Genomic DNA, 14175 nt, shown 5'->3' with positions numbered 1-14175 from the left:
CGCTCAGCGTGTCGTCGCCGTCACCGCCGTCGAGCGTATCGGCCTCCGCGTAGCCGTTGAGGATGTCGGCGCCGCCGAAGCCGCGAATCACGTCCTGGTAGGCTGTGCCGTCGAGCACGTTGTTGTTGGCGTCGCCCTCGAACAGGTTGACCAGCTGCGCGACCGCGGCGGTGGCTGCGCTCGCCGCCGACTCGACCGTGCCACCGCCGTCTGTGTAGCGCGCCAGCACGCGCACGTGCTGGCCGAGCAAGGCGTGGCTCAGCACCAGCGTGCTGCTGGTGGTGCCGGCGATGTCGGTCCAGTTGCTGCTGCCGTCGGCCGACAGCTGCCACTGGTACGACACCGTACCCAGGCCGTCGACGTCGGCCAGCGTGTTGCCGGCGGTCAGCGTTTGGGTTTCGGTGGCGTTGCCGCTGATGATGACGTCGCCGGCGGGTGCATCATTAACCGCTGCCAGGTTGAGGTTGGCCGAGGTCGCCACGTCGTTGCCGCCGTCGGTGACTACCACGTTGAACGTCACTGCACCATTGCGGTTGGCGACCGGTGTAAAGGTCCAGCTTCCGTCGCCATGGTCGGTGAGCGTGCCGTCGTTCGGATTGACGCTGACGCTCTTCACGCTCGGCGTGTTGCCAATGTCGCCGGTGTTGGCCAATAGTTGCGCGGCACTGAAGGTATAGGCGGAGTCTTCACTGCCACCGGCCAAAGTCACCGGGGCGCTCACCAGTGGCGCGGTAGTGTCGAGGGTGAGTGTGCTACCGGTGCCATTGATGGTGTTGCCAGCCGTGTCGCTGGCCGTTACCGACACACTGATCGGGCCATCGCTCAGGCTGGACAGGTCGGCGCTGCCGTTGACGCCGACAACGCTTTGGCTGCCATCGCTGAAGCTGACGATGGCGCTGGCACCCACATCGAGGCCGGTAACCGTGTAGGCGACCGCCGTTTTCTCGGCATTGCTGATAAGGGAATCGGCCAGCGACACCGTCAGGTCACCACCCGTGTCGGCGGTAGTGTCCAGTGTGAGCCCGCCGATGTTTGTGAAGGCAAGGTCATCCACCGCGAAGCTTGCGCCGCCATCGTGGATCTCCAGCCGTGCGATCGGGTCACCGAGGGAAGTCACCGTCAACAGTTCATTATTTGCCGAAGACGACAAAACCGTTTGCCCTATCAGCACGCCCGAGGCGTTGTAAGCGAAAAGACCGGTAGACACTTCACCGGAAACATAGGCCGACACCGAATGGATATTGCCGGTAATGGCCAAATTGAAGGTGAAGATCATCAGGCCCAATTCAGAATAAGAGAGGTTCGTTCCTGATTGAGCAGACCATATTGTCTGATAAGCTCCAACGACTGTAGCGCCAGAAACAGTGACGCCGAGTCCCAGGTACTGGTTGGTCAACGGGCCAATTAGAACATCATCGAACGTCAGTCTCCTGGTCTGGTTGCCGGTGCTGTAGCTGGCGCTGTTACCAGCGCCATCGGTGGCGACAATCGACACGCTGATCGGGCCATCGTTCAGACTGGACAGGTCGGCACTGCCGTTGACGCCGAGCACGTGGTTATTGGTCGAGTCGCTGAAGGTAACGACGGCATTGGCATCCGCGTCGAGTCCCGTCACGCTGTAGGCGACCGCGGTCTTCTCGGCGTTGTTGATCAGGCTGTCGGCGATAACGACTCTCAGGTCGTTACCGACATCGGCGCTGGTATCGAGGGTGTAGCTGTGGGCGGTACCGGCGCTGCTGTTGCCGGCGGCATTGATGGTCTGGACCAGCAAGCTGGTACCGCTGCTGGTGAGGGTGACGCCGCTGGCGCTCCAGCTATGGGTGGCGCTATCGGCCGCCGCATTGACCCAGGTGATGCCACCATCGGCGGATATCTGGATGGCCTCGCCAATGTTCAGGGTACCGGTGTAAGTGCCGCTCACAGTCTGGCTGGTGACGTTGGTGAGGAAGTCGCCGACGGTGCCGCTGTCATCGCTCAGCGCAGTCACCGTGGCCACTGCGGTGGGAGCATCATCAACCGCTGCGAGACTGAGGGTGGCCGAAGTGGCGACCGTCGCGCCAGCGCTGTCGGCAATCACTAGCGCAAAATTCACCAAACCGTTGCGATCCAGCGCCGGGGTGAAGATCCAGCTGCCGTCGGGGTTGGCCGTGATCGAGCCGTCAGCCGGGTCGACGCTGATACTCTGCACGCTCAGACTGTCGCCGGCATCGACGTCGCTGGCATTGGTCAGCAGTTGTGCGGCTGTGATTGTATAAACAGTATCTTCTGTGCCATCCGACAAAGTGACCGGGCCGCTGACCGTTGGCGCATCATTGACCGGGGTAACATTGACACTCAAGGTATTGGCATTGATCGAGAACGCCGTGCCGTCGCTGACCTTGAAACCGATGCTGGCATAGCCGCTGCCATTACCATCGGGGGCCGGCACGAACTGCAGCTTGCCGGCGTCGAGGTCGACCTTGCTGATGACCTGGTCCTGAACGACTGCGATCCAGGCACTGCCATTGTTGTACTGCAGGCTGCCGAGCGTTGGCAGACCGGTGATTTTCACCGCTGCAAGCGGACTGTTTTCCGGGTCGCTGTAGGTGCCGAAGTCGGCACTGCCCAGGATGACCGGCGTGTCCTCCAGTGTGGTCCGGCTGTCATTGGTTGAGGTAGGAGCAACGTTGACCGGGCTGGTGGCCGCCGCCTTGAGCGTGGCTGTGTTCCAGACGACGTTGTTATCGAAGCGCACCCGGTCGATCTCGTAATCGGCGCCCAGGTAAAAATTTTTCAGGGTCAGGGTCTGTGAGGTGGCGAGCACGACCATCTGCAGGTCGTTGCCGACATGCACAAAACGCATGTTGCCGCTGTTGAGCCCAACCAGTTGCACCGTATCGACATCGGCGGCGGCACCGCCGCTATTATCGATCACGTCGTTACCATAATTGCTGCCATACAGGTAAGTGTCGCTACCACGACGGCCAGCCAGCACGTCATCCCCCGCGCCGCCATCGAGGCGGTTATTGCCGGTGTTCCCCGTCAGGCTGTTGGCCAGGGCATTGCCGGTGCCATTGAGGTTACTGCTGCCAGTGAGCTCCAGATTTTCCAGGTTGGCGCCCAGGCTGTAGTTTACCGAGGACCGGATGGTATCAATGCCGTCTCCGGGTAGTTCGGACACCACGTCTGCGGCCTGCGCGACGATGTAAATATCGTTGCCGCTGCCACCTGCCATGTTGTCGTTGCCAGCGCCGCCATCGAGCAGGTCGTTGCCAGCATCACCCTTGAGGATGTCATTCCCCGCCCCGCCCTGCAGCGTATCGTCACCATCGCCGCCCTGGATCAGATCGTTACCGCTTCCACCATCGAGGATGTTATTGCCCGTGTTGCCATTGAGGGTGTTGTCCAGCCCATTACCGGTGCCATTGATGTTGGCGCTGCCGGTCAGGGTAAGGCGCTCGACATTGCTGCCCAGGGTGTAGTTGATGCTGGCCTGCACCAGATCATCACCGGCGTTGTTCGCTTCCACCACCACATCGGCGGCGGCATCGACCACATAGGTGTCATTGCCCACGCCGCCTTCCATACGGTCATTGCCGCTGCCACCGTCGAGCGTGTCATTGCCGCCATTACCCAACAATGTATCGTTGCCACCCAAGCCCAGGAGGATGTCATCACCGGGATTGCCGTTGATGACGTCAGCGCCATTGGTTGGCACGACAGGCGGGTAAAAAAGATTGGCCAGGATATCGCTGGCGCTCCAGCGGCTGCCGTCTGCAAACTGAATTCGGTCGATCGCGTGGTCTGCATCGAGGAAGTGCTGACTCACTGTGAGGGTTTCGCCAGTGGTCAGGATACTGAGCACCAGGTCGTTACCGATCCGGGTCAGGCGAACCTGGTTCGCGTTGAGGTTAGTTAACCGAATGGTGTCGACGTCGCTGTTGGCGCCACCGGAATTGTCGATCACATCGAAGCCATAACCCAGGCCGAAGCGGTAAGTATCGCTGCCGCGTCCGCCGATGAGCAGGTCATTGCCGGTACCACCATCCAAAGTGTCGTTATCGCCGTTGCCAAAGAGTGTGTCATTGCCGCCCAGACCATTGAGGGTGTCGGCCGCAGAGCCGCCCGTCAGAGTATTGGCGTTTTCATTACCATTGATGATTGCCATGACCTAACCCCTTATACGTCCGAGATTTTTAACGGTGTCATGACTTTAGTTCGCAGTCCCCCCTTCTCCCTCATCCGTTTGAATGATCAGATAAGCCTTTCGTCCGATAATCGAACCATTCAGAAGCCCCTTTCCCGACCACCGGCATTGCAGAAAGCTCGACCATGCGCCATATGAAGACGTAGCGCCCGCAAGTCAGACGGCGCTACGCCAACCGCTAGCAGGGAGGCTTGCCCTTGCCACGACTGGATGAACAGAAGGCCTACGACGAATTGGTCGTCCTTTGTTATGAGTGCGTGCTGGACAACTCCGCCTGGCGGCCACTGCTCGAACTATTGGTCGCGGCCAGCGGGCGACAGCAGGGCTTGTTGCTGTTCACCGATTACCGCAAAAGCGGTACTCACGCCTCCACCACGCTCAACCTGTGCGACCCCACCGCGATCGACGTCTACAACCGCCACTACTGCAATCTGGATCCGGGCCTTGTCCTCATCCGCTCCCACAAAGTGGGTGAGTGGTACAACGACCTCATGGATTTCGGTCCCGAACGCATTCGGCGCGACCCTTATTATCAGGAGTTCTACATCCCCTTCGGGCTGCATAACCTCTCCTGCGTCAAGCTGGAAGAACAGGCCGAATCGGGCATCTACCTGACCGTGCTCAACGAGGTCGGAGCGCCCTTGCCAACCGCCCAGCAGCAGGCCTTGCTGCTGCGGGTCAGCCCGCACTTGCTCAAGGCCGCCAAGCTGTCCAACAAGGTCAACCGCCTGGAACTGGAGTTGGCCACACGCGACCTGCTGCTGGACCACCATCCCGCCCCGCTCTGGTTGCTGGACGGCGACGGTCACGTACTCTATTGCAACCAGATGGCGGCGCGACACATGGGCCAGAGCACTTTCCCGCTCTATGAACACTTCAACCGCCTGCACAGCAAGAGTCAGGACACCCACCTGCTAGCGCTGATCCGCCGCGCCGCCGGCAAGGACGGTAAGCGCCGCGCCGGCTGGCTGTGCCTCAACCCTACCCAGCCGCAGGAGCTGCTGGTCACGCCGGTACCGGCCGAAGTGGCCTTCAACCGCCACTTTCAAAAACCATTGGTGCTGCTGGCACTGCTGGAAAACCAGCCACAATCTCAGCTGCTGGCCGAGCTATTCCAACTCACGCCGGCCGAACAGCGCCTGGCTGAACTACTGGCTCAGGGACTCACGCCGGAAAACTGTGCAACTCGTTTGAGCGTGTCCATCAACACCGTGCGCACGCAACTGCGCGCGCTGTTTCGCAAGACCGACACTAGCCGCCAGGCCGACCTGGTCAGCCTGATCGGTCGCTTGCACGTCTAGGCATCTGGCCTGGTCCCCTCTCCCGTTTACAGGAGAGGGCAGCCGGCTGCATGGTATTAGTCGATCCTGGCGACTATGGACGCTGCGGATTCCAAGCTCACCCCGGCCTCGAGTTATCCGGTGTTCCGCCTGAATACTTCCAGGCGCTGTCGTTTGGTGGCGAGTTAGCCAATCTGTTGCGTCGACCGGTTGAATCCACAGCCCAAAGCGGTCACTGGGATGCGCCTGGAAAACGACTTGATTCAACGGGTATCAGAAATTTTGCGAGAGAATTGCGTAAAGCTATCGCCGTACTCATGGAGGATTGAAGATCTGCGCGATTTAAATCAATACATGGGTGGTGTGATTTCAAAAAATCGATGTTTTTTGAGATGAGAGGCAGGCACAGAAATCTAAAGGCCATTTCAGGTTTGAGGGCGTGTGGGGCAATGCCGGTGAGCCAGTCGACCTCTCGCGGGCACGTCGCTAATGAACAATCTCTGATTAATACAAGCTCGGGCGACTCTTCGCATCCAACAGTAGTCGGCTACGGTCGTGACAGGCAAATAACGGCCACTGGCTGACAATCGCATTCACTTTTGTATCACCCGCTCGAACTGGCTGGGTGTTATCAGTGCAGTTACGGGTTGCGATATTTACTCAGGCAGTCGCCGCAGCCTGGTTTGGTTGCCGGCACCCCCGGCTTGCCGAGTCAGCCCGCCGGCCATACGATTCGATTATTCCTCAGGCGGAGGAGTCATTGTGAAGCCGGTGATGCTCCTGACGCGTATCCTGGCGCCTGCCATCGCTCTGGCGCTGGCATCTGCCGGCCTGCATGCCGACGACCCGTTCGTACCGTTGCGCGACGCCATGGTGCGGGAGATCGCCAACATGTCGTCCGCTACCCGCGACGACACCGGCAGGGCCGAGTTTGCCGCGCCGGTGATGGCCGCGATGGCCAGGGTGCCACGCCACCGGTTCGTCCCGCCCGATGAGGTGCCCTACGCCTACGAGAACCGGCCGCTGCCGATCGGCTACGGCCAGACGATCTCCCAGCCCTACATCGTCGCCCTGATGACCGACCTGGCGCAGGTCGGGCCGGGCGACGTGGTACTCGAGATCGGCACCGGCTCGGGCTACCAGGCGGCGATCCTCGCCGAGCTGGCGCAGGCGGTCTACACGATGGAGATCATCGAGCCGCTGGCAGTGCAGGCCGGGGAGCGCCTGGGCCGGCTGGGATATGCAAAGGTGCAGGCCCGGCTGGGCGATGGTTACCACGGCTGGCCCGAGCACGGGCCTTACGACGCCATCCTCGTCACCGCCGCCGCCAGCCATGTGCCGCCGCCACTGATTGCCCAGCTCAAGGCCGGCGGGCGGATGGTAATCCCGGTCGGCGCGCCGTTCATGGTCCAGTACCTGCTGCTGATCGAGAAGACCGGCGATGGCAGTGTGTCCACCCGGCAGGTGCTGCCTGTTAGCTTCGTACCGTTGGTCGGAGGCGGTTGAGCATGTATGCGCCGCCGTTGTTCGCCCTGGCGCTGCTGTCTGCCTCCGCGCTCGGCTATGAGGTACTGCTGCTGCGACTGCTTTCGATCATCCAGTGGCACCATTTCGCCTACATGATGATCAGCGTCGCGCTGCTCGGCTACGGTGCTGCCGGTACCGCCGTGGCGCTGGCGCGGCCGGTACTGGCGCCGCGCTTCCACGGTGTGTTCATCGGCGGCGCGGTGCTGTTCGGGCTGAGCGCCATCGCCTGCTTCAGCCTGGCCCAGCAGGTTCCGTTCAATCCCCTCGAGATCCTCTGGGACGCTCGGCAGCCGGCGCGCCTGCTGCTGATCTACCTGCTGCTGTTCGTGCCGTTCTTCTGCGCGGCGCTGTGCATCTGCCTGACCTTCACCTGCTTTCAGGAACAGATTCACCGGATCTACGCCTTCGACATTCTCGGAGCCGGCGTGGGCAGCCTGGCGATCGTCGCCGCGCTGTTCGCCCTGGCGCCCGTCGATGCACTGCGGCTGCTGGGCGGCACCGGCATCGCCGCCGGGGCGCTGGCCGGCATGGCTTGCACGGGGCACAGGCACTGGCTCGTGCCGTTGCTGCTGGCGGCGGCGGTCGCGGTGCCGGCCGGCGTGCCCGGGCGCTGGATCGCCCTGTCGCCCTCCGAGTACAAGGAACTGAGCCAGACACTGCGTATCAAGGATGCGCGCGCAATCGCCCAGACCTGGAGTCCGCTGGGCCTGCTCACGGTCGTCGACAGCCCGACCATTCCCCTGCGCCACGCGCCGGGCCTAAGCCTCAACGCGACTCAGGAACCGCCCGCGCAACTGGCCATCTTCACCGACGGCGACGGCCTTTCCGTGCTGAACCGCTATGACGGGCGCCGCGAGCCGCTCGCCTACCTGGACTACCTGACCTCGGCTTTGCCCTATCACCTGCTGCGCCAACCCCGCGTGCTGGTGCTGGGCAGCGGCGCCGGCGCCGATGTACTGCAGGCGATCTACCACGGCGCCAGCGCGGTGGATGCCGTCGAACTGAACCCGCAGGTGATCGATCTGGTCCAGCGCCGCTTCGCCGACTTCTCCGGCAAGCCGTACAGCGGGCCCAACGTCCGTGTGCTGATCGGCGAGGCGCGCGGCCTGGTGGCTTCGCGCAACGAGCCTTACGACCTGATCCAGATCGCCCTGCTGGACTCCTTCGGCACCGCCTCGGGCGGCCTGCATGCGTTGTCCGAGAACTACCTGTACACGGTGGAGGCCTTCACCGAGTACCTGCGCCATCTCGCACCCGGCGGCCTGTTGGCCATCACCCGCTGGGTCACCCTGCCGCCGCGCGATGTTCCCAGGCTGCTGGCCACCGCTGCCGTGGCCATCGAGCGCGACGGGCAGGCCAGCGCCGCGCGCCGCATCGTCATGATCCGCGGCTGGAAGACCGCGACGCTGCTGGTCAGCAACAGGGATTTCGACGACGCCAGCATCGCCGTGCTGCGGGAGTTCTGCCGGGCGCGCTCCTTCGACCTGGGCTACTACCCCGGGATGACCGTGACCGAGGCGAACCGCTACAACCTGCTCGACCGGCCCTGGTTCTTCGACGCGGCACAGGCCCTGCTGTCCGGCGAGCGCGCGGAGTTCCTGGCGCGCTACAAGTTCGACGTGGGGCCGACCACGGATGATCGGCCGTATTTCTTCCACTTCTTCAAGTGGCGCTCGCTGCCGGAACTGCTGGCGCTGAAGGCGCAGGGCGGCCTGTCAATGCTGGAGTTGGGCTATCCGGTGCTGATCGCCACGCTGCTGCAGTCCGGCGTGGTCTCCGTGCTGCTGATCCTGGCGCCGCTATGGGTGGCGCGGCGGCGCCAGCGGCGCTCTCGAAATGCGGCTTTGGCCAGGTTCGAACTTCGGGTCGTGTCCTACTTCGCAGCCATCGGCTTCGCCTTCATGTTCGTGGAAATCGCCTTCATCCAGAAGTTCACCCTGTTCCTCAGCCACCCGTTGTATTCGGTGGCGGTAACGCTCAGCGCGTTCCTGATCTTCGCTGGCCTCGGCAGCCATTACTCCGGCCGGCGGCGAGGGGGCATTGGAACGGGTGTGGGGCCCCGTTATCCGCTGGCGCGTCCGGTCCTGGCGATCTGCGCGATCGTCCTGCTCTACCTGATCGTCCTGCCCCCGTTGTTCCAGTTGCTGGCGCCGGTGCAGACCCTCGCCAGGTTCGGCATCTGCGCCGCGCTGGTAGCGCCGCTGGCGTTCGCCATGGGCATGCCGTTTCCGCTCGGACTCGGGCGCGTCTCCGCGCGCGCCGAAGCACTGGTGCCGATCGCCTGGGGCGTCAACGCCAGCGTATCGGTGGTGGCGGCCGTGCTGGCGACCCTGCTGGCGATCCACCTGGGTTTCACCGTGGTGTTGCTGCTGGCGTTGCTGCTGTATCTCGCGGCGGCGGTCATGTTTCCCTGATCGCGGCGGTTCGGAGCGAAACGTCAACAGACCCTGGTGAGACGAATGGCCTGTTGGAACACCGCTTGCCGCAGTTCACTCGTCTCGCCGTGCCGCAAGCAATTGGTTTTGGCCGACGCAGCCGAGTCGTAAGAGGTGGCTTTCATCCCATAGCTGCCGGTGGTGACCGGCAGAAACCGGCCAAAAGCAGCCAGTGGACGGAGCGATAGCAAATGAGTAGCTATGCTTGGTCTACTGCCGGAACTGATAGAGCAGATTGGGCTTTCCGTCCATGGTGTATAAACCTCTTCAGCGGTCACCCGACTGTCACAATGCCCGGCCTAGTCAGGGATAGACGACAGAACAAGGAATGTTATCCACCAAGCCCGTGAAGGCGTCATCACCCCACTTGGGGTCTATTTAGAGTTAGGCCCAAAGAGGAGTCCGCCATGACCGTAGTCGATCGCCTCAGGTATTTGCGCGTCGTTCTAGTTTTGGCTGGCCTCGCGTGCCTTGCTCTCTACCCACTTATGTTGTTCTGGCCGTCCGGCTGGGCCTGGCACGTCGGTCACTCGGACTACCCGATGATGATCGTTGGCATCTACGCCACACTTGGCGTGTTCTTGATCCTGGCCGCACGTGAGCCATTAGCCAATCTGAGCCTAATCTGGTTCACCGTGTGGTCTAGCGCCGTACACGGAGGAATCATGGCCGTCCAGTCGGTCACCCAGCCGGGACAAATGGGGCACTTGGCAGGTGACGTGCCGGCGCTCTTCATCGTGGCGGTTGCCTTGGCCATCTTGACGCCCCGCTCGCAATTGGCCGCTCGGCCCCGGACACACAATGGGGCCTAAGAGCAGGATTGACTGTCAGGATCGGGACGAAAATCGCGTTTCTACGCAAATTTTTGGTGTGCTGATCAACCAACGCCGACAGACTTTACGTCGCAACGCAGTCTTCAAGACTGTGCCCGCGTTTTTTCACAGCCTGGAGCGTTTTCTGCCTGTCACGACTGACCGGTTTGGGTCGGTTTCTGCCGGTCATGTCTCCACGAATCTTGCTGGTCAAATACGGTGCACATGACTGGTCAGGTCGAATGCAAATGGGTGGTCATATGCAACGCAAACGGGAGGTCAAGTAAGGTGCAATTTCGCACCGCTGGCCTATCAGGTGCGTCGTATCGACTTCGGCGACGGCGAGAAGCTGGCGATGACCATTCCCTGGGATGACGTTTCCACGGCCTGGCACACCACCGGCATTCCCAACATCGAGGTGTTCATACCGGGCTCTGCCGGCATGATTCGCGGCGCCAGGTTCGCCAACTTCATCCGTCCGCTGCTGGGTTTGTCGTTCGTGCAGAGGCTGCTCAATGCACGCATCGGCAAGACGGTGATCGGCCCGGATGACGAAAAGGGTCGGGAGCCTTGAAGGATGAATCCGGGCTAAGGCAACAAACGGTGGTCGCAGCGGTCATAGGCGTGGCTGGATACCAGAAGCATCACCTGCCGACCGCCACTACCTCTGGGAGAACCAATTGTCAGCTGTCTTTTTGCGTAAAGTTTTCCGCTTGGCGGTACTGCTTTTTTCCGTTGGCACTTCGTTTTCTGTTTACGCCTGCCCAAAAGGGCAGTACGAAGTCTGCGTGGTCACTTGTTTTTGTGCTCCGGGCTCCAAAGAGGAAACGGGGGCGATCTTTGAAAGCATGAACCAAATGGCTTCCTCTGGATTACAGAGTTGGATTGTGCAATCGCGCAACACCGCGGCCACTGGCGATATTCAGACAATCCCGCTGAATATCCGAGCCCAACTCGAACCCTACTATGACATTCAAGTGCTTGACTCGGCTCGCTACAAGGTAGGCGATGATGTGGAGCTGAACGCCGCAAACACCATGCTGCAGAATCCCGATGTGACTGCAGTCACCCTTATAGACATCATCGTCTTTCGCAGTGCCGATGATGCACTTAACAACGTCGTGCTGTGGGCGCATGAATTGAAGCACGTGCAGCAGTACCTGCAATGGGGTGTTCGGGAGTTTTCTACGCGCTATACCCGTGATTACACCGCCGTCGAGGCGCCTGCCTACGAGATTCAAACCCAGGTAGCCAGAGCGCTAAGAGCCAGCGTGGTCCAGTCAGAGCCTCCTCGGCATCCTTGAGTTCAAAGGTTTTAACCTGGTCAGCTATCAAGGGTGAGTGACTTGAAACGAACCTGTGTAGACGTTTTTGATCGTCCGCAAAGCCAAAGAGCGGACACTCGAACACATCACCCGATCGGCTGTTTTTCCAGGACGAAGCGGTCACCCGTGTTCCGCTGCCAACAATGATCTGAACTGCGAAATGATCTCTGAAGATAACCCGGCAGCTTCGAACACTGCGCAGGTAAAGCTAACGGGGGCAGGACCTGGAGCAGTGATGATGCGGTCAGCAACCACAGCGACTTGGCTGCTTCGATAAAGCGTGGACCCGTCATAACCTGCGGCATTCTGTTGTAAAAATTCAGCGCTGTTCGAGGTATGAGGAACCGTGTCGAGAAGCCCGGCCCTCGCAAGTGCCAGCGTTCCCCCACAGATACCGGCAATTGTCGCGCCACTTGAACGCCTGGTGGCAAGCCGGACAACCCCTTGCAGCAAGATCAACACCTTCAAACGAAGTGCACCCAGGTGAATTCATGGACGCAAACTCGATTAGTCGAACTGGATTTTCTTCGGTTTCGTAATCGACTCTGTATCGCGTACCTTACTGACCAGCGCAAGGCTTGAAAGAAAAACGGCATAATCCATCCAGCGTCACGAAGAGGATCACAACGGTCATTTGACAGACGTTGTCCGCCCGGCAAAGCTGCATAGAGCTTGAACGCGCGCCTGAGGGCAAACGCACCTGGACTATGGAAGTCGCAATGCCCAAATATAAAAAGAAAGCGCTGAACTCTAACCCTGATTCGCTTCCGACCTCGATCTTTCGCTACCTGTATCCCGTTCTCATCGGTGTGTTGATTCTGGCCAGCGTTGGCATCGGCTGGTTTCTGTTCAGCAGCAAACCAATACCGGTGACCTACGTACCGGCCAGTGAGCCGCGCTCCGCAGATGCCAAACCTAAACCCGTGGCCGTCGCTCCGGCGAAAATGATCAATGAGCAACAGTGTCAGGGCTGCCATAGTGAGCAGGTGAAGGACTGGCAGGGCTCGCATCACCAATTGGCGATGCAGGAAGCGACTGCTGAGACGATGTTGGGCAATTTCAACAACGTTATCTTCAAAGCAGAAAACGAGACCACCCGATTCTCGCGCAAGGACGACGGATTCTGGGTCAACGCCCCCGGCATTGATGGCAAAAACGCGGATTTCAAAGTCGCCTACACCTTTGGCATCGCACCCTTGCAGCAGTATCTGATCGAGGTTGGCGACGGCCGCTTGCAAGCGCTGAACGTGGCTTGGGATACCGAGAAGCAGCGTTGGTTTCACCTCTATCCGGGCCAGGGCGTGACCTTCAAGGACCCGCTGCACTGGAGCAAACCGAGCCAGAACGCCAACTTCATGTGCATCGAGTGCCACACCACCGGTTACAAGCGCAATTTCGACGCGGCGAAAAACACCTTAGACAGTCAGTGGAACAGCCTCGGTGTCGGTTGCCAGGCATGCCACGGTCCTGCCTCCAACCACCTGGAATGGACCGCAAAGAAAGGCGATTTGATCCATGCCGGATTTGCCGTCGACCTCAAGGACAGGAACGCCACCGTCGAAATTGAAACCTGTGCCCGCTGCCACTCGCGCCGCGCGCCCCTGGACGATGGCTACACGGTTGGCAAACGGCTGATGGACGACTACCTGCCGAGCGTCCTGACCCGCGAGTTGTACGCGCTGGACGGCAAGATCAAGGAAGAGGTGTTCGAGCACAGTTCCTTCGCCCAGAGCAAAATGTTCGACAAGGGCGTGCGCTGCAGCAACTGCCACAACCCGCACAGCACGCAGCTAAAGGCGCCAGGCAACGGTCTGTGCCTGCAATGCCACAACACCGCCGGCAAAACCACCGTGGAAGGCGTCGACGGCAAGGGCCTGCAAGCGAAGAACTACGACTCCATCGAACACACCCGCCACACCATGGGCCAACCGGGTTCGCAGTGCGTGGATTGCCACATGCCCGGCAAGTTCTACATGGGCAACGACTTCCGGCATGACCACAGCTTCAGCATTCCCAACCCCGAGCGGGCGAAAAAGCTGGGTACACCGGATGCCTGCCTGACCTGCCACCAAGGCAAGGCCGGTGACAAGGTCACCGAGCAGTTCAAGCTGTGGAACACCGCCAACGCCAGCGCGGTACAAGCCCCTCGGTACGACGAAAGCCTGTGGCTGATTCGCAGCGGTCAACCGGGCGCAGCGCAGGCGTTGTTCGAGCAACTGCAACGCAGCAATCTGCCGGCAATCCAGCGCGCAACGCTGCTCGGCGAATTGTCGCTGTTTCCGAGCGAACAAGCGTTGAAACTGGCCAGCAGGGACCTGAACAACCCGGCGCCTCAAGTGCGTGAGAGCGCCATACATACGCTCAGCGCCTTCCTGCCGCCACCCGAGCGTGCGCCGCTGCTGACGCCGTTGTTGAGTGACCCGGTGCGGGCCGTGCGCATCGCCGCCGCCCGGGATTTGCTCAGCGTGGCGCGCAACGGCCTGGGCACGGCCCAAGACAGCTGGAATGCTGCCATCGGCGAATACGAGACGGTACAGAAAAATCTGCTCGAACGCGCCGAAGCGAACCTCAATCTGGCGATGCTGTACCAGGCCAGCGGCCGCAATGCCG

The 14175-nt window shown here is 60.9% G+C and carries 9 protein-coding genes and 1 pseudogene; 8 read left to right on the top strand and 2 right to left on the bottom strand.

The features are described from left to right. The coding region (locus tag PMI31_RS29405) for a beta strand repeat-containing protein (protein WP_008015819.1) at window positions 1-4147 on the bottom strand (4147 nt) is incomplete at its 3' end. A gap of 236 nt (window positions 4148-4383) precedes the next feature. Here PMI31_RS29405 and PMI31_RS01715 point away from each other — a divergent pair. The 7 genes from PMI31_RS01715 (at window position 4384) to PMI31_RS01690 (ending at window position 11544) form a co-directional block, all read left to right on the top strand. Next, complete coding sequence (locus PMI31_RS01715) at window positions 4384-5487, top strand: helix-turn-helix transcriptional regulator (protein WP_008015817.1); 1104 nt, start codon at window positions 4384-4386, stop codon at window positions 5485-5487. A gap of 50 nt (window positions 5488-5537) precedes the next feature. After that, window positions 5538-5795, top strand: a complete 258-nt coding sequence (locus PMI31_RS30640; protein WP_157213253.1) for a hypothetical protein — start codon at window positions 5538-5540, stop codon at window positions 5793-5795. Window positions 5796-6228: 433 nt separating this feature from the next. Beyond that, window positions 6229-6972, top strand: coding sequence for a protein-L-isoaspartate(D-aspartate) O-methyltransferase (locus tag PMI31_RS01710; protein ID WP_008015816.1), 744 nt, complete (start codon window positions 6229-6231; stop codon window positions 6970-6972). Between the two features lie 2 nt (window positions 6973-6974). Further along, a complete protein-coding gene (locus PMI31_RS01705) occupies window positions 6975-9407 on the top strand; it encodes a hypothetical protein (RefSeq protein ID WP_008015815.1) in 2433 nt (810 codons plus the stop codon). A 428-nt stretch (window positions 9408-9835) separates the two neighbouring features. Beyond that, window positions 9836-10240 (top strand): DUF6632 domain-containing protein, encoded by a 405-nt coding sequence (locus tag PMI31_RS01700; protein WP_008015813.1) that lies wholly within the window; start codon window positions 9836-9838, stop codon window positions 10238-10240. A gap of 316 nt (window positions 10241-10556) precedes the next feature. Beyond that, the gene (locus PMI31_RS01695; RefSeq protein ID WP_008015812.1) at window positions 10557-10814 is read left to right on the top strand and encodes a hypothetical protein; all 258 of its coding nucleotides are present in this window, start codon (window positions 10557-10559) and stop codon (window positions 10812-10814) included. 106 nt (window positions 10815-10920) lie between these two features. Next, window positions 10921-11544, top strand: coding sequence for an eCIS core domain-containing protein (locus PMI31_RS01690; RefSeq protein WP_008015810.1), 624 nt, complete (start codon window positions 10921-10923; stop codon window positions 11542-11544). A gap of 141 nt (window positions 11545-11685) precedes the next feature. Here PMI31_RS01690 and PMI31_RS29615 read toward each other — a convergent pair. Continuing rightward, window positions 11686-11997: pseudogene (locus PMI31_RS29615) on the bottom strand (glutamine amidotransferase); the annotation flags it as partial. A 287-nt stretch (window positions 11998-12284) separates the two neighbouring features. On the opposite strand from PMI31_RS29615, the gene PMI31_RS01685 reads away from it, so the two are divergent. Next, the coding region (locus tag PMI31_RS01685; protein ID WP_008015809.1) for a multiheme c-type cytochrome at window positions 12285-14175 on the top strand (1891 nt) is incomplete at its 3' end.

The organism is Pseudomonas sp. GM55, assembly GCF_000282395.1.
GTDB lineage: Bacteria > Pseudomonadota > Gammaproteobacteria > Pseudomonadales > Pseudomonadaceae > Aquipseudomonas > Aquipseudomonas fluorescens_CC.
This window is presented reverse-complemented; position numbering and strand designations above follow the sequence as displayed.